A 15,485-nucleotide genomic window follows, 5' to 3' on the forward strand; every position below is an offset into this window, starting at 1 on the left:
ACTTATCGCATCTTCGATCCATCATCGGCCACTAACCTTAACTCTTCCAATTGTCAATTTGCCGGTTAATTTGGCACTGTCAGATAGCCCTTTCGATAGGTTGGCGTCTGCAACAAAATGTAACAGTGCAGGCCCCGCGAAATGCAAAAAACGGGGTGTCATTTTGAGTGTTTATTAAGTGTCAGAAATAGTGCGAAGAAGTGTGAAAAAAGCGGGAGAAACTGACCTTCGATTAAAAGAAAAAAGGCTGCAAGTCAAAACTTACAACCTTTCTTTGTGCCCAGGACAAGATTCGAACTTGCACGTCCTTTCGAACACCACCACCTCAAAGTGGCTTGTCTACCAGTTTCAACACCTGGGCGCCATTCCCTTTCGGGGTTGCAAATGTAAAACCTTTTTGCAATTCACGAAATTCTTTTTCAAAAAACTGGAATATTTTTTTGAAATAAACTGGTCTGTTTTAATCAATTAGGTATGTAATCCTTACCTGACCTGTGTTTTGTTCTTCAGCACGATCCTGAAAGTGGTGCCTTTCCCTGGTTCGGACTGTTTTACGAACAGCTCACCGCGGTGATATTGCTCGATGATCCTTTTGCTGAGGCTCAGTCCAAGTCCCCATCCGCGCTTCTTGGTAGTGAAGCCGGGCTTGAACACTTTGCTGATATGCTGACTGCTGATGCCTTTTCCTGTGTCAGTCACATCGATAATAATACTGTTGGGATTTTGCTGGATCTGAATACTGATCTGTCCTTTTCCTTCCATTGCATCCAGTGCATTCTTCAGCAGGTTCTCGATCACCCAGTCGAACAGCGGTGGGGAGATCAGTGCTGCGATGTTTTCCTGGTTGTTCACATCCAGGCTGAACTGCACTTTTCCTGTGGCCCGCTTGCGGATGTATTCGATCATGGTGCCTACCTGCGTCACCAGGTTATGTTGTTCCAGTTTGGGCGCGCTTCCGATCTTGCTGAAGCGGTCCGACACCAGTTTGAGCCGGTCGATATCTTTCTCCAGTTCGGCCACGATCTTTTCATTGGCTTTTTCTTCGCGCAGCATTTCCATCCAGCCCTGTAAAGAGGTGAGGGGAGTGCCTAACTGGTGGGCAGTTTCTTTTGCCATGCCGGCCCATACCTGGTTCTGCGAGCTGCGGAAGCTGGTAGTGAGTGCAGTGAGTGTGATGATGATGAACAATCCAACTATCAATAATTGTACTATCGGGTAATAGCGGATCTGGTTGAGCAGCGAAGTGTGACCATAATAATAATGGTTGATCCTGGTGCTGTCGCGCGGATCTGTCCAGATGATCGGATCATTATCGCTCTGGAATTTTTCTTTTTTCTTTTGCAGCCAGGTGCTGTCTTCTGCAATGGAGGCAGAATCCAGGTTCACATATTGCGTGATCTGATCTTTCTCATCCGTTTCGATAATGGGGATGGTAGTGTTTTCTGTGATGATCATACCGGCGAGCTGGTCGCTCAGGCCGGTGGTATCGTTCATAAGGAGTTTACCGGCTTCCACCCATTGTTCCACTTTTGCTCTTTCTTCACGGGCGATCTTACGGGCAAGGAATTGGGAATAGAAGATAGTGCCGCTGACGATTGCGATGGCAACTATCGCCAGGCCTGTTCTCCAGTTGAATAGCGGCTGAATCATGCAACTAATATACGTAAAGTTAAATTGGAGGAAGGTGTGCAGAGCGCTGTTTGAACGAATCCGCAAAATAACGTTCCTTTGCATCCGTTATAACAGTTGTCAATTCAGCGCATTCATGAATCAACCTTTAGTATCGATCGTAATCCTCAATTGGAACGGCCGCCGTTACCTGGAGCAGTTCCTGCCTTCTGTGATGGACACCACTTATGCCAATAAGGAAGTGGTGGTGATCGATAATGCCTCAACGGACGATTCAGTTGAATTCCTGCGTGCGTTCTATCCTGCTGTCAGGATCGTGCTGCTCACAAAGAACCATGGTTTTGCAAAAGGGTACAATGAAGGATTGAAACAGGTGAAAGCGGATTATTATGTATTGCTCAATTCCGATGTGGAAGTGGAAGCGGGATGGCTGGAACCGGTGATCCAATTGATGGAGTCCGATAAAACTATCGGGGCCTGTCAACCGAAACTCCGGCAATTCCATCAGCGCGAGTATTTCGAATATGCGGGAGCGGCAGGAGGGTGGCTCGACTATCTCGGTTATCCATTTGCGAGAGGAAGGGTGTTTGACGAATGTGAGAAAGATGAAGGACAATTCGATGATGCTTCCCCTGTGTTCTGGGCCAGTGGCGCTGCCATGTTTGTACAGGCGGAACTATTTCACAGACTGCATGGTTTTGATGAGTTCTTCTTTGCGCACCAGGAAGAGATCGATCTCTGCTGGCGCATGCAGCTGGCAGGCTACCAGGTATATGTTTGTCCGCAGTCCATTGTTTACCATGTTGGCGGCGGAACGCTGCCCAAAGGGAATGCACGCAAAGTGTTTCTGAATTTCAGGAATAATTTAGTGATGATGGCGAAGAACCTGCCTGCCGGACAGGCATTCATAAAGATAGCCTGGCGGTTCTGGCTGGATGCCATCTCTGCATTCAAGAGCCTGATGGCAGGAGAGGTAACTTATTTTGTTGCAGTTGTGAAAGCGCACTGGGCATTCTTATATTGGTTATGTGCGCATAAGAAAATGGACAGAACAGGGCTGAACAAGCATCGCAACTTACAGGGATATTTGCACAAGAGTGTTGTGTGGGCTTACTTTGTGCAGGGCAAAAAAACTTTTGTGAAAATTGTTTCGTCAAAATGCTGATTTTTTTGAACTGAATTATTACTTTTGCATCGCAATTCACTCATATGGAACAACATCTGGAAGAAAAAGACTATCGCGACAAAGACTTCAAACGCAATTGGGTAAACTCCTCTTCGTTTCTGTTCTATCTGCAGGTTTTTTGTGTAATGGCTTTTGTGCTGGGCGGTTGCTACAACCTGTACAAACACAAGTACAAGGGTAAGCCTGAAGTAACTGTGCAACCAAGCACCCTGTACACTCCCGAGTACAAATAAAAAAAGGGAGAAAAAAATGGGAGAAAAATTTTGACAGAATAAAAAAATCCCTATCTTTGCACTCCCAATAACGATTGATAATCAGTTCTTTATAAAAATATCGCTGCTGTAAAAAGTAGCAAATGCGGAAGTAGCTCAGCTGGTAGAGCATCACCTTGCCAAGGTGAGGGTCGCGGGTTCGAATCTCGTCTTCCGCTCAGATAAATTCCATTCTACTGAAAATGTTGAATGGAATTTTTTGTTTAGATTCATTAGTGAATGTAAACACCCCGGTGGCGGAATCGGTAGACGCGAAGGACTTAAAATCCTTTTTCCCGAAAGGGAAGTGCAGGTTCAACTCCTGTCCGGGGTACAACAGATCAACAAGTAATAGTGGCCGCCTCCGGGTGGCCATTTTCGTTTTGTACACGCATTGGACTTTCCCTCAAAATTCATTACATTCAGATTGTCCTCTTCATGCACTGACAAAACGAAACAAATGAAAATCATCATTTCCCTTCTCCTGGTCATCTTCCTGATCTCCGGTATTCAACCTGTGTCCGGCCAACCAGCAAATAAAAAGTCAGATCCTTTTATCAGCGCTGTTGTCAAAAAAAGGATCGATTCAATGCTCAGCAATTTTATCGACGAAGGCAAAACCGCTGGCCTTTCTGCGCTGATCTTCGAAAAAGGAAAAGAAGTTTACTTCAATGCATTCGGTTATGCAGACAAAGAAGCCAATGTACGAATGAACAGGAGCACCATCGTCCGTATTTTCTCCATGACCAAACCTGTAACCGGCGTAGCGCTGATGACGCTGTACGAGAAAGGCGCTTTTCAACTGGATGATCCCCTGGCAAAATATGCACCCGAATTCTCCAATATGCAGGTGTACAAAGGCGTAGATGCCAACGGGAAAATAATGCTCGAACCTGCCAGACGCCCGATCACCATCCGTGATATAACCCGCCATACGGCTGGTTTTCCGGGAACGGATATTCCTGCGCTGGCAACGCTGGTGAAAAATGCAGACGCATTCAATCCGAACAATTCACTGACGCAGATGGCCGCCAAACTGGCCAGTGTGCCATTGCAATTCCATCCCGGAGATGAATGGTTGTACGGTCCCTCCGTTGACGTACAGGCATACCTGGTAGAACGTATTTCCGGAAAACCTTTCGATCAATATATTCAGGAAATCATTCTCGATCCGCTCGGTATGATACATACACATTATGTGGTGCCGGAAAAAGACAAGAAACAATTTGCCGCCATTTATTTCAGAAGCAATGAAGGCGCATTGTCCCGCGTTCCTGATGAACAGGCGAGCACATTCAATCTGAAGAACTGGAAGCTGAAACCGGGAGGCTGGGGGCTTACCTCTACGCTTGACGACTATACAAAATTCGCTCAAATGCTGGTGAACAAAGGTGCACTGGGCAAGGTAAGGATCCTGAAACCGGAAACAGTAGCGCTGATGGCCACCAACCAGTTGCCGGATACACTTACCAAAAGAAGCTGGCTTCCGGGAAAAGGGAATGTTGGATTCGGAATCGATTTCGCAGTTCGCGTTGGTCCTCCAGCTTCCAGAGAAGAGACAAATGGCGCCACCGGCGAGTTCTATTGGGATGGGGCGGCCAGCACATTGTTCTGGGTGGATCCTGTGAATGAGATCACAGCAGTTCTGTTCACACAACTCTTCCCATACGACCAGGTCAAACTCCACAAGACTTTCAGGGATGCAGTGTATGGAGTGTATTCGCCTTCAACCGCTAAAAATAAATGATGGCCTGCAAAACTGAAGGCTGTTGTATCTTGCGGCCTGAAAATGCAGCCGGTCTATGAATGTATTTGATCTGATCATCAACGACAAGGAAACAGTAAAACTGGACGAAGTTTTTCTGAAAGAGGAAAGCAGGGCTTTTATCCTGCAACTGATCAAAGAACACAAATACATAGAAGAACTGCATAAATATGGTTTGCCCGTAAGTAACAAACTCCTGTTGCACGGAAGCTCCGGATGCGGAAAAACCACCACTGCCAAAGCCATTGCCAATGCATTGGGCAGGCCGATCCTGATCCTCAACCTGAGTAATGTGATCAACTCGCGCATTGGTGAAACTTCCCAGAATATGAAGCAGATCTTCGATAAGGCTGCAAAGGAACGGGCTGTTCTGTTCCTGGATGAATTCGATCTGATCGGTAAATCAAGGGATAACCAGGAACAGGATGTGGGAGAGATGAGGCGCCTGGTGAACACGATCATTCAACTCATCGATTATTTTCCGGAAAAATCGTTGCTTATCTGCGCAACCAATCATGCGGATATCATCGATACTGCGCTGCTGCGCCGCTTCCAGTTCCGCATCTCCTACGAAATGCCCAATGCGGCGGAGTTGGATAATTACTATGATAGTTTGCTGGCGAAGTTTCCGGAAGACCTGCAACTGATCTCCAGGAAGTACGATGTCAGCTTCGCTGAAGCTAAAGATGATGCTTATGCGCAAATAAAAAAGAACCTGATCGCACAGCTGGAGGCACAGGTCCCGGTTGAAAATTGATCAGTTTTGCGGTTGCTGCCGCATTCACACCCTTCATTTGACAGACCTGCACCCGCTTTACTATTTCATTTCAATGCAAATTTGTGGTGTTGAATCATTCAGTCTATTGACAAAAAACACCCACCAATGATCATAACAATTTTCGATCCTGGGATCAGGAAAGAGCTTATCCGTCGCATTCAATCCTTGAATGATAACAGTCAGCGGCAATGGGGAAAGATGACTGTCTGTGAAATGGCGAAGCACATGAATTCCTGGAATGAATGGGTATTGGGTAAGAAAGAAGGTAATGTGTACAAGCAGGACCTGCTGGGTAAGATCTTTGGAAAGCTGGCGCTCAGATCACAGACGAAAGACAATACGCCTATGAAGAAGGGAATGCCTGCGGGTCCTCATGTTGTAAAGAAATTCAACGGCAACCTGGAACTACAAAAGAAAAGCTGGATAGAAGACGTGGAAGCCTACGCAAATTATTCCAACCCGGGGTTTGTACATGATTTCTTTGGAAAGATGACCGATGAACAGATCGGCATCTTCGCTTACAAACATGCCGATCATCATCTCCGGCAGTTCGGCGAGTAAAGATTATTTCAATGAAGGCATTTCGTCTAACGTGATCACATAGTCGCTATTGAACATTTTCTTCCAGAGCTCCAAAAAATTGTGCCTGCTGTTACGCGTGTAATCTCCGTACCAGGGCATGAACCAGCTCCAGGCGGCTTTATCGGTGGTGAGGTTGCTTACGTCAGGGATGGAGCCCACTTCAGACAGTGTAATCATTTTCTTTCCCCCATACAGGTTGTTCATGTTTGTCCATTCGCTGATTTGCGAGCCGTGGTCCCCCTGCTTGTAAATATCGCGGCCAACGATATCACAGTAGTTGTCGCCGGGATACCAGTCGTTATCATTGGGCTCGCGGGTCCAGACCCAGATCAGGTTCCTGAGTTCGTGGTGGTTCACCATCCGGTTGTACATCAGCTGGTATAATTTCTTGCAGCTGGCCGATCCTTTTGCTCCCCACCAGAACCAGCCACCGGCAGCTTCATGGAGCGGGCGCCAGATCACGGGAACGTTCTGGTCCTGCAGTTTCTTCAGCAGTCCGGATACAAAATCGATATCACTGATCATAGCCTGATAATCCGCAGATGTGGGATCATCTATCTTCGAAATATCAAAACTTGTTTTATCGGAATAGAATTCTTCGGTTATGCGTGAGGGATCGCGCCAGTGCCAGATCATTACCGGTATTCCTTTTCGGTCCCACCAGGCTTTGGCATCTTTGATGGGCGCTTCATTATCGTACCAGTTATAATTCCGGTTGCAATGCATGAAATCCAGCCCGATGATGGCAGGCTCTTTTCCTGTATTCGTTTTCAGCCAGTTGGTTTCATCAAAACTACTGAGCGTCATCACGCCGGAGATGATCTTTTTCCCATAATTATCTTTCAGGAATTTGTACAGGGCTGTAGCTTCCTTAGTGGCATTGGGCGTGATCAGTGTTGTGTTGATATTGAAACGATCATCTGGTTGCGTAATTGGTGGCGGAGCAGGAGGTTCCTGTTCTTTATTCGGTTTCTTCTTGCAGGAAAACAGTAAAACACAAAACAGGAAAGTGATAAAACTATACGATGGCAGGCGGTTCATCATTTCAGTTTGGCTAAACAATCGGGTTTAGAATTGAGTACAACTAAGCTAGAAACAACCGGCAGAATTAAATGGTACTATTTTATCATTTGTTTATGCTCTTTTTCCTGCCCTGATTCCACTAAATTTGTGTGAACGGTGAAACGCCTGAAAAAAATACTATCCACCTGGATACTGGTCCTTACAGCATTCAATGTCCTCAATCAGAGCATCGATCTCGATTATTCGTTTCGTGCAGATTTCGCTTTTTATTATTCCGGCGAACTGGATGATATCGATACCATCGCGGAATTCTTCCTTGAAAAAATTTGCGGTAATGAGCAGCTGGTGCCGGATGACAATGACGACAGCGGTTATCCCATCTTTGCCGGACAGGAGAAGCTGGAAGTATTTCCTTTTCTGCTTCCTGTGAACAGGCGCTATACTGAATATCCCCAGGTTGTCAATTATTCCTGCGCCCTTCACCAGAGCGCAGAGGCTGCGCACCTGCTCAAAGGTTTTCTGAATATCTTCTCACCTCCTCCGGACATGGTAAATTCCCTGATCCTGGCCTGAAACACAGGTTATGATTGAACTGCATACTATTTCATTTGTATACTATTCCTAATACAGGAGTAGTAAGAGCTTAATCCCCGGCCCTCTACCCCAATAAATAATATCATGGAAATTCTGATCATCCTGTTGCTGATTTTGATCAACGGCATATTCTCGATGAGCGAGATTGCGTTGGTGTCTTCGCGTAAATTCAAGCTGGAAGCGGCTGCCAGGAAAGGCAACAGCAATGCGCGAAAAGCCCTGGAACTGGCTAATAATCCCAATACATTTTTGTCTACCGTGCAGATCGGCATCACGCTGATCGGTATCCTCACAGGTATATTCAGTGGCGATACCATTACTGTTTCGCTTAAACTGGCAGTTGAAAAAATTGACGTACTCCGTCCATATGCCAATACTATTGCAGTGGCAGCGGTTGTGGTGGCTGTCACTTTCCTTAGCATTGTATTCGGAGAGCTGTTGCCCAAAAGGATCGGACTGATGTTCCCGGAAAAGATCGCTGCAACGGTTGCCAAACCGATGACCCTGGTATCTGTGATCACCAGGCCTTTTATCTGGTTGCTCACCAAAACGAATGATCTTTTCCTGGCCATCTTCGGATTGAAAGGACAAAAAGAAGGCATCGTGAGTGAGGAAGAGATCAAGGCGATGGTGCAGGAAAGTGCGGAAGGCGGGGAGATAGATGAGATCGAACAAAGTATCGTGCAACGTGTATTTGCGCTGGGTGATCGCCGTGTGAGCGAGCTGATGACGCACCGCGGAGATCTTATCTGGTTCAATTTGCATGATGACCTGAAAACTGTAAAAAGAAAAGCAGGCGCAGAAAAACATTCGGTATACATCGTGTGCCGCAACAGTAATCTCGATGATCTGGCAGGCATCGTATCGGTGAAAGATATTTTCCCGGATGAGCTGAGCAATGAAACATTCAACCTGTCCGGTTATCTTAAGGCCCCGCTGATAGTGCATGAATCAACCCCGGCATACAAAGTGCTGGAACAATTCAAGGAGAAGAAACTCCATTATGCCGTAGTGATTGATGAATATGGCACTGTGCAGGGCATGGTGGCCATGGATGATGTGCTGGACGCGCTCCTGGGAGATTCCACAGAGTACAACCAGGAAGAATATTCCATCCAGCAGCGTGATGATCATAGCTGGCTGGCAGACGGACAATATCCCTTTTTCGAGTTCCTGCATTATTTTGATATCGGGGAAGATGATGCGATGGGCAATTACAATACATTGAGCGGTCTTTTCCTGGACCAGGTGAACCATATCCCAACGGCAGGAGAGAAGATCAGGTGGCGCGAATTCGCCTTTGAAGTGATGGATATGGATGGGCCGCGGATCGATAAATTATTGATCACAAGGAAATCCTAATTCCTGCCCTGGTCCCGGGTATTTTCCCGGGATCAGTAAAAAATACCATAATTCCGTTAAAAACTACCTCCACAGCCATTGTAGTATTCATAGCTTTGTGCAAGAATTCAGGGCAATGGCAAAGCAGATCCTTCCTACATACAGCATTTGCAGCATCGCTGACACACCGGTGACGAAGAACGATTTCATGACGGACCGTTTCTCCCATTACCTGGAAGCGCATAAGGACCTGCACTTCCCGCATAAGCACTCGTTCTATCATCTGGTGTTTTTTACTGAAGGAAGCGGCAGTCATTCCATCGATTTCATCAATTTCCCTGTAGAGCCGGGGCAGATCTATTTCATGACGCCCGGACAGGTGCACGAATGGGATTTCAGGAAAAATCCTGAAGGGTATATCATCAACTTTTCGGAGAACTATATCAGTACCCTTGTGATGAATGCACGTTACCTGGACCAGTTCGTTTTCTTTTCCGGAAATGCGGCTGAACAGGTGATCAATATTCCGAAACAGGAGCGACCGCAACTGGTGCAACTCCTGGAAAGCATACTGCGTGAAGAAGCAGCAGGAGCGGACCTGAAAGATGATATGATCAGAACAGTCATGATCCAGTTGTTCATTCATGTGAACAGGCTGGCAGCGCCCGCGGAAAAAATACCTGTAGCCAATTACAATTCTGTATTACTGAAAAACTTTCAGAAGCTGATCGATCTGCATTACCGGGAAAAGAAGCTCACAAGGGATTATGCAGCCATGCTGTTTGTGACGCCCAATCATCTCAATGCACTGAGCAAACATGTAACGGGCAAGCCGGCAGGGGAACTGATCCGCGACCGCGTGATCCTGGAAGCCAAACGGTTACTGGTAAACGCAGATATGAGCATTGCGGAAGTGGCTACTGACCTGGAGTTTGAAGACAATTCCTATTTCTCGAAGTTCTTCAAGAAATATACAGGTCAAACGCCTGAATCATTCAGAAAAAGTATACTCGATAAATAGTTTTTATGATCCCACATACTGAAAATATGGACCTTACAGCAGCGGAAAAGAAACCTTCCATGTTGAACCTGCTGGCATGCAAATGCCCCAGGTGCAGACAAGGTGATATGTTTGCCTCCAAAAATCCCTGGAACCTGAAAACGACCATGAAAATGCACAATGAATGTCCGGTGTGCAAACAGCCACTGAATATCGAAGTGGGCTTCTATTATGGTTCCAGTTATGTCAGCTATGCATTTTCCATTGCCATCAGTGCAGCTACCTTTGTTGCCTGGTGGGTGCTGATCGGTTTTTCTGTATATGATAATCGTTTCTTCTGGTGGCTGGGCCTCAACGCAGCTTTGCTGATATTGTTACAGCCCTACCTGATGCGCGTGGCGCGTACCGGCTGGCTGGCATTCTTTGTACGCTACGACAAAGATTGGAAAACCAATCCCCCGGCGCCACTGGAAAGGACCAATAAAGACCAGGAGAACAACTGGTAATCATCAGGCCTGGCGGTAAAAAAATACTTGTCAATTTTCCGGTTGTTCAGGCTTTTGCACCCATCTACCTTTGAGCAAAAGAAATGAAGATGTTGACGAATGAAAGAATGTACCAGGCCATCATCGATAAGGACCCTTCCTTTGAAGGTCAGTTTATCACGGCAGTAAAAACAACCGGCATCTTTTGCCGGCCCACCTGTACGGCGCGTAAACCGAAGCCGGAGAACGTGGAGTTCCTCCCTTCCACTGCGGAAGCCATGCGCAGGGGATACAGGCCCTGCAAGGTCTGTCATCCGCTGGAGAGCGCTGGTGAAGCGCCAGAGCAGATCAGGGTGCTCATGAAGAAAATACAGGATGATCCCACTACCAAATTGAAAGACTGGGACCTGGTGCAGCTGGGGCTTGAGCCCAGCCAGGTGCGTCGCTGGTTCCTCAAAAATCATGGGATCACATTTCATGCATACCAGCGGATGTTCAGATTGAATACCGCCTTCACAAAAATCCGGAATGGCGAAAGCGTAACGGCAGCCGCCTTTGATGCAGGATATGAATCACTCAGTGCTTTCGGAGATTCTTTCCGGAATGTTTATGGGGTATCTCCATCCAATAGCAGGCAGAAAGGACTTATCAATATCACCAGGCTGGAAACCCCGTTGGGCAGCATGTTTGCCTGTGCTACCGGAGAAGGAATTTGTTTGCTGGAGTTCACAGACCGCAAAATGCTGGAAACAGAATTGAAATGGTTGAGTAAACATCTCAATGCAAGCATCGTGCAGGGAGCCAATAAACATTTCGATCAGTTGCAAAGGGAGCTGCAGGAATATTTTGATGGAAAAAGAAAAGACTTCACGGTGCCGCTCTTCATGCCCGGAACAGTATTCCAGCAGGAAGTCTGGAAGATGCTGATCACGATTCCCTACGGCACAACAAGGTCTTACAAAATGCAGGCGATGAAACTCCAAAGGCCCGAAGCCATCAGGGCGGTTGCCAATGCAAATGGGATGAATAGAGTATCGATACTGGTGCCTTGTCACAGGGTGATCGGCGAAGACGGAAAACTCACCGGCTATGGAGGAGGCCTTCATCGCAAGCAATGGTTGCTGGATCATGAAAAAGCCTGTCGATAATTTTTTCGTTTTACACTTTCAGGAATGTTTTGGTCCACACAGTTTCTCCTTTTTCCGTGATCCGGATATGGTATAGGCCATTAGCCCCTGCGGGTAAGGGTATCGATTGGATTGAATGGCCGCTTTGAATCTCTACACTGATTTTGCGAATGATGCGTCCCTGCGGATCGATGATCTGCAGTCCCAGCTGTTTCGGGTCATTCGCTGTAATGTTCAATTGCAATGTTTCTTTTACAGGATTGAGGAGTAAGGAAAATGAATTCCCTTTTCCTTTACAATCAGTCCGGAGCTGGGCGGAATAACTGATCTCCCCGTTATGTTCCAAACTTTGTATCCGGTAATATTTTGCCGGCAATTGTTGATCAGTATAACTGTATTCATGTTGGGAGGATGGTTGCGGATGGATATTTCCGGTAACCGTTTCCCATTGGATACCGTTGATACTTTTTTGGATCCGGAATGACTGTACATCCTGCGGATTTACTGTTTTCCATTTTATAGTTGGTTGGTTGCTGTTGCAACTGATAGAAATGGAAGATAATTTTATTGGCAGCGGATTGTTGATGGTTGAAAGTGTAAAAGTATTCAGTGAAGCTATCAGGTCTGCGCTGACCTCATTGGTAGAAATATTCCTTTCCCTGAGTCCTCTGGCATACCAGCTTTTTCCATTGTTTGGCGATTGGTATAATTCAAGCAGGCTTTCATTCAGGCCATTCAATTCTTCATCAAAATACTGCATGGTGATGGAGGCATTCAAACCTGTATTGTTTTCCGGTGAGAGCTCATAGCTTCTGTTGATACTGCTGCCGCCACCGTTCCTGAATACCTGGTGGCTGCGTCGGATCACCGTTATTCCGGGTTCTGCGGCTGTACTGATGATGAGGCCCAGGTTGCCGGGGTTTAAGTTGGATGGTTGTTCCAGGTTGATTGTTATCTGAACTGTACCTCCATTATTCCCTATGATGCGGCTGCCGGCCTGTTCATTTTTCAGAATGGCGTTCGGCTGCAAATGCAATGTATGATCATTCAAATCCAGAAATCCTTCCACGAAATTCACTTCGCCTGCTATACTGCAGTCCTTCTCCAATATCAGTTTTGAACCAGCCTGTTTGTTGATCTGTAACTGCCCAATGGTCAGCATGCCTGTTCCGGAAATCCGGCTGTCGGCTGTGCCGGATGCCAAAACCTGAAGGGTTGGTAATTGCAGGTCTGCATTGTTCTCAAGATCCATTCCCTGGCTGAGCACCAGTTGTAACTGCTTGCTTGTTCTTAGGGAAGTGCCTGCTGTAATTTTGATCTGCTGCGCCTTTACGGCAACAGCTAAACAAACGGGTATGAAACAGCTTATGATTGTTTTCATGATCTTTACTTTGCGCAGCAACTGGTTTCCCTGGAAGTGACGATTGTTTCCAATTGGGCAACGAGCGTTTTGGTGGCATTGTTATTTTTCAGCAATGCAATCAGCAGGTCAATCTTTTTAGTTTGTTCTTCAGCTGCCGAAAGTCTTTCCTGTAATAAAATATTCGTTTGTTTCAGTTTGCTGATCTCCTGATTTTGTTGATTGGTGCGTTCTTCCAGTGCATGGATCAGGATCATCATTACACCTTCCAGATCTGCCTGGTTGATGGTTGTATCGTTGCCGATGATGCCGTACTGATCTTGTCCATAAGCGGCAAAGAATTCCTGTGCCATGGGGCCATAATGTCTTTGATGTATGCCTTTATAATTCCAGGACCCCATCTTCATACTGCGTAATCTGCCAAGCATTTCTTCGCCACGGGCCGGAATGAATCTTTCTTTTTTTGTGGAATCTGACACAATACTCCAGCTGTTGCTGTTGGGTGCCAGAATAACGCCGGCACTTAGGTTGCCAGCGCTGTACAGGCGGTAACCGCCACTGAATCTCGTTGTGAACTGATTATCGGCAGAACTTGAAATGGTTGAAATTGCGGATGCGTCACCGATCAAAACAGAGCCACGATGGTCCGCCTTCATATCCATTCCCATTACCAGGGAGTAAAGAGCATTTGGTCCCGTGGAGAGATTCGAGCCAATTCCTATGGAGTAAGTACCATTGATGGTCATCAAACGACCCAGCGCTATGGCCTGATTTCCGTAAACAGTATTGACCCTTCCTACACTGATACTGCCTTGTCCATACATTTGGTTTGATGTTCCAATGGATGCTGATCCGGCGCCGGCGCTGGAATTGAGACTGCCCAGCGCAAATGAATTCAGGCCGGCTGCTGCATTGTTCTGTCCGAATGCAAAGGAGTGCAGACCAATACTGTCCTCGTTCCACAGGTGGCCTTTATCCTCATCCAATGAACCCGCTCTCAATGAAGCTTTTCCTGGATACCACATGAATCTGGCGCCTGCACCGGATACGGGGATACTGCCTTCACCTGGTTTTCCATTGGAGGAGATGGCGCCGGAAGGATCGAAATGAAAACGGTTCACGGGTACTGCGTTTTGGAATTTCGATTTAATGCGTACGGCGCCATTTTCATCGATACTGATCCCTACTGTTGTATCGTTGTTACTGAGGCGATATCCGCCCAGCCGGAGATTTTCTGTTGCCAGGTGTTTGCCCATTTGATCGGACAATGGTTTCCAGGAGTCCTCAAAAATATAGAGTCCTTTCTGTCCATCTGTCTGGAAAATGATCAGGCCGTTTGCCGGAGAGCTGATCGCTTTTTTCTGTGCTTCGGTCAGGCGTGGGGGTAAGAATCCCTTATTGTCGCTCTTTACGTCCAGCATGGCGCTTGTGTGCGGATCGGTATTGTCTGTTGTGATGGCAATGCCCTGTGCGCTGGATTGGAAGTATGCAAGTACGATCAGTGAAAGCAGCATGATCCTTTTCATGATGATGGTTTAGTTGAAACGGGACAAAAATGCGGGAGCGAAAGTAAGCGGCCCAGTCTTTTGCCTGTCAGCAATTCCGACAAATCACCAATAGGAGGGACCAAAATAATATAGGAACGATAAGTTGGAGTAAAAAAAAGCCGCAAATATTGCGGCTTCTCAAATTCATGGTTGTCTTGCTATTTCATATACACTGCAACAAATCTTGCCAGTGGCGCCATACGTGCCTTGTTGATTACAAGCGTATCTCCGTTGACGTAATAATTGTCTGCCTCTGTCAATGCCTTCGTGAACTGGTTTTCTATATCCAGTGCAGGGCAGGCCATTTGAGTGGATACCAGCCTGTCGATCTTGATCCTGTTGGGCGCTTTAAGCTCATACTGACCTCCGAATCCGTTACAGCCGCCGTTACCATTTACCTGGTTCTGGTCTGTTTTGAAGATCACATGTGGCTCTTTCATGAATGTACTGTCCACTTTCACTGCCTTGCCATTGATCTCAGTCAGCTTCCAGTATTTTTCTTTCAGTCCTGTGCTGTCTGTTGACGCCAGCGGAGCAGAGGAGGGGGCTGGTGCTGTTGTAGTATTGTCCACTTTTGCAGTATCCGTTCCGGGCTCCGTGGTTTGCGACTGATTATTGCAGCTAAAAGCCGCCACTACACAAAAAGAAATGAATGCAGGTAAGATGGTCTTCTTCATGTTTTCACTTTTTGGTTATATCAAAAGTATCCAATACCGATCAATAACCAATCTGTTTCGTTGCATCCATTATCAACAAGTGTTTAAAAATAGCCGTTCCTTCCGGCACGGAACGGCTAAAGATTCGGAATGACTAACGC

The 15,485-nt window shown here is 46.6% G+C and carries 15 protein-coding genes and 3 tRNA genes; 12 read left to right on the forward strand and 6 right to left on the reverse strand.

What is annotated here, in order from left to right:
* Positions 1-277: 277 nt before the first annotated feature.
* Positions 278-361, reverse strand: a tRNA-Leu gene (locus FSB84_RS18555).
* Positions 362-483: 122 nt separating this feature from the next.
* On the reverse strand, positions 484-1,650 hold the full coding sequence (locus tag FSB84_RS18560; RefSeq protein WP_130539403.1) for a sensor histidine kinase: 1,167 nt from the start codon (positions 1,648-1,650) through the stop codon (positions 484-486).
* A gap of 115 nt (positions 1,651-1,765) precedes the next feature.
* Here FSB84_RS18560 and FSB84_RS18565 point away from each other — a divergent pair, with 115 nt between their 5' ends.
* The 7 genes from FSB84_RS18565 to FSB84_RS18595 all read left to right on the forward strand — a co-directional run bounded on the left by FSB84_RS18565 (position 1,766) and on the right by FSB84_RS18595 (position 6,170).
* On the forward strand, positions 1,766-2,794 hold the full coding sequence (locus FSB84_RS18565; protein WP_130539404.1) for a glycosyltransferase family 2 protein: 1,029 nt from the start codon (positions 1,766-1,768) through the stop codon (positions 2,792-2,794).
* A gap of 44 nt (positions 2,795-2,838) precedes the next feature.
* Complete coding sequence (locus tag FSB84_RS18570; RefSeq protein WP_127124534.1) at positions 2,839-3,048, forward strand: hypothetical protein; 210 nt, start codon at positions 2,839-2,841, stop codon at positions 3,046-3,048.
* 124 nt (positions 3,049-3,172) lie between these two features.
* Positions 3,173-3,245: transfer RNA gene (locus FSB84_RS18575), tRNA-Gly, on the forward strand.
* Positions 3,246-3,314: 69 nt separating this feature from the next.
* Positions 3,315-3,400 (forward strand) — tRNA-Leu (locus FSB84_RS18580).
* 126 nt (positions 3,401-3,526) lie between these two features.
* Positions 3,527-4,813, forward strand: a complete 1,287-nt coding sequence (locus FSB84_RS18585; RefSeq protein ID WP_130539405.1) for a serine hydrolase domain-containing protein — start codon at positions 3,527-3,529, stop codon at positions 4,811-4,813.
* Between the two features lie 55 nt (positions 4,814-4,868).
* Positions 4,869-5,588, forward strand: a complete 720-nt coding sequence (locus FSB84_RS18590; RefSeq protein ID WP_130539406.1) for an AAA family ATPase — start codon at positions 4,869-4,871, stop codon at positions 5,586-5,588.
* 126 nt (positions 5,589-5,714) lie between these two features.
* Positions 5,715-6,170 carry a DUF1569 domain-containing protein gene (locus tag FSB84_RS18595; protein ID WP_225979821.1) on the forward strand — a complete coding sequence of 152 codons (456 nt, stop codon included), beginning with the start codon at positions 5,715-5,717 and terminating at the stop codon, positions 6,168-6,170.
* 3 nt (positions 6,171-6,173) lie between these two features.
* On the opposite strand, the gene FSB84_RS18600 is transcribed toward FSB84_RS18595, so the two are convergent.
* Positions 6,174-7,235 (reverse strand): glycosyl hydrolase, encoded by a 1,062-nt coding sequence (locus FSB84_RS18600; RefSeq protein ID WP_130539407.1) that lies wholly within the window; start codon positions 7,233-7,235, stop codon positions 6,174-6,176.
* A gap of 135 nt (positions 7,236-7,370) precedes the next feature.
* Between FSB84_RS18600 and FSB84_RS18605 the strand changes: the two genes are divergently transcribed.
* The 5 genes from FSB84_RS18605 (at position 7,371) to FSB84_RS18625 (ending at position 11,782) form a co-directional block, all read left to right on the forward strand.
* The gene (locus FSB84_RS18605) at positions 7,371-7,787 is read left to right on the forward strand and encodes a hypothetical protein (RefSeq protein ID WP_130539408.1); all 417 of its coding nucleotides are present in this window, start codon (positions 7,371-7,373) and stop codon (positions 7,785-7,787) included.
* Positions 7,788-7,892: 105 nt separating this feature from the next.
* Complete coding sequence (locus tag FSB84_RS18610; RefSeq protein ID WP_130539409.1) at positions 7,893-9,170, forward strand: hemolysin family protein; 1,278 nt, start codon at positions 7,893-7,895, stop codon at positions 9,168-9,170.
* Between the two features lie 115 nt (positions 9,171-9,285).
* The gene (locus FSB84_RS18615; RefSeq protein WP_130539410.1) at positions 9,286-10,170 is read left to right on the forward strand and encodes an AraC family transcriptional regulator; all 885 of its coding nucleotides are present in this window, start codon (positions 9,286-9,288) and stop codon (positions 10,168-10,170) included.
* Between the two features lie 5 nt (positions 10,171-10,175).
* Positions 10,176-10,655 (forward strand): DUF983 domain-containing protein, encoded by a 480-nt coding sequence (locus tag FSB84_RS18620; RefSeq protein WP_130539411.1) that lies wholly within the window; start codon positions 10,176-10,178, stop codon positions 10,653-10,655.
* Between the two features lie 89 nt (positions 10,656-10,744).
* Positions 10,745-11,782 (forward strand): bifunctional transcriptional activator/DNA repair enzyme AdaA, encoded by a 1,038-nt coding sequence (locus FSB84_RS18625; protein WP_130539412.1) that lies wholly within the window; start codon positions 10,745-10,747, stop codon positions 11,780-11,782.
* 10 nt (positions 11,783-11,792) lie between these two features.
* Here FSB84_RS18625 and FSB84_RS18630 read toward each other — a convergent pair whose 3' ends face one another.
* The 3 genes from FSB84_RS18630 to FSB84_RS18640 form a co-directional block, all read right to left on the reverse strand.
* The gene (locus FSB84_RS18630; RefSeq protein WP_130539413.1) at positions 11,793-13,142 is read right to left on the reverse strand and encodes a T9SS type A sorting domain-containing protein; all 1,350 of its coding nucleotides are present in this window, start codon (positions 13,140-13,142) and stop codon (positions 11,793-11,795) included.
* A gap of 5 nt (positions 13,143-13,147) precedes the next feature.
* The gene (locus FSB84_RS18635) at positions 13,148-14,647 is read right to left on the reverse strand and encodes a tail fiber domain-containing protein (RefSeq protein WP_130539414.1); all 1,500 of its coding nucleotides are present in this window, start codon (positions 14,645-14,647) and stop codon (positions 13,148-13,150) included.
* 179 nt (positions 14,648-14,826) lie between these two features.
* Positions 14,827-15,345: an META domain-containing protein gene (locus tag FSB84_RS18640; RefSeq protein WP_130539415.1), complete on the reverse strand. Its 519-nt coding sequence runs from the start codon at positions 15,343-15,345 to the stop codon at positions 14,827-14,829.
* Positions 15,346-15,485: the final 140 nt, after the last annotated feature.

This window comes from Pseudobacter ginsenosidimutans (assembly GCF_007970185.1).
Classification (GTDB): Bacteria; Bacteroidota; Bacteroidia; order Chitinophagales; family Chitinophagaceae; genus Pseudobacter; species Pseudobacter ginsenosidimutans.

What these genes read in the sequence shown, in the direction of transcription:
- FSB84_RS18560 (WP_130539403.1), bottom strand. Translation starts at nt 1,650, where the DNA reads ATGATTCAGCCGCTATTCAACTGGAGAACAGGCCTGGCGATAGTTGCC.
- FSB84_RS18565 (WP_130539404.1), top strand. Translation starts at nt 1,766, where the DNA reads ATGAATCAACCTTTAGTATCGATCGTAATCCTCAATTGGAACGGCCGC.
- FSB84_RS18570 (WP_127124534.1), top strand. Translation starts at nt 2,839, where the DNA reads ATGGAACAACATCTGGAAGAAAAAGACTATCGCGACAAAGACTTCAAA.
- FSB84_RS18585 (WP_130539405.1), top strand. Translation starts at nt 3,527, where the DNA reads ATGAAAATCATCATTTCCCTTCTCCTGGTCATCTTCCTGATCTCCGGT.
- FSB84_RS18590 (WP_130539406.1), top strand. Translation starts at nt 4,869, where the DNA reads ATGAATGTATTTGATCTGATCATCAACGACAAGGAAACAGTAAAACTG.
- FSB84_RS18595 (WP_225979821.1), top strand. Translation starts at nt 5,715, where the DNA reads ATGATCATAACAATTTTCGATCCTGGGATCAGGAAAGAGCTTATCCGT.
- FSB84_RS18600 (WP_130539407.1), bottom strand. Translation starts at nt 7,235, where the DNA reads ATGATGAACCGCCTGCCATCGTATAGTTTTATCACTTTCCTGTTTTGT.
- FSB84_RS18610 (WP_130539409.1), top strand. Translation starts at nt 7,893, where the DNA reads ATGGAAATTCTGATCATCCTGTTGCTGATTTTGATCAACGGCATATTC.
- FSB84_RS18615 (WP_130539410.1), top strand. Translation starts at nt 9,286, where the DNA reads ATGGCAAAGCAGATCCTTCCTACATACAGCATTTGCAGCATCGCTGAC.
- FSB84_RS18620 (WP_130539411.1), top strand. Translation starts at nt 10,176, where the DNA reads ATGATCCCACATACTGAAAATATGGACCTTACAGCAGCGGAAAAGAAA.
- FSB84_RS18625 (WP_130539412.1), top strand. Translation starts at nt 10,745, where the DNA reads ATGTTGACGAATGAAAGAATGTACCAGGCCATCATCGATAAGGACCCT.
- FSB84_RS18630 (WP_130539413.1), bottom strand. Translation starts at nt 13,142, where the DNA reads ATGAAAACAATCATAAGCTGTTTCATACCCGTTTGTTTAGCTGTTGCC.
- FSB84_RS18635 (WP_130539414.1), bottom strand. Translation starts at nt 14,647, where the DNA reads ATGAAAAGGATCATGCTGCTTTCACTGATCGTACTTGCATACTTCCAA.
- FSB84_RS18640 (WP_130539415.1), bottom strand. Translation starts at nt 15,345, where the DNA reads ATGAAGAAGACCATCTTACCTGCATTCATTTCTTTTTGTGTAGTGGCG.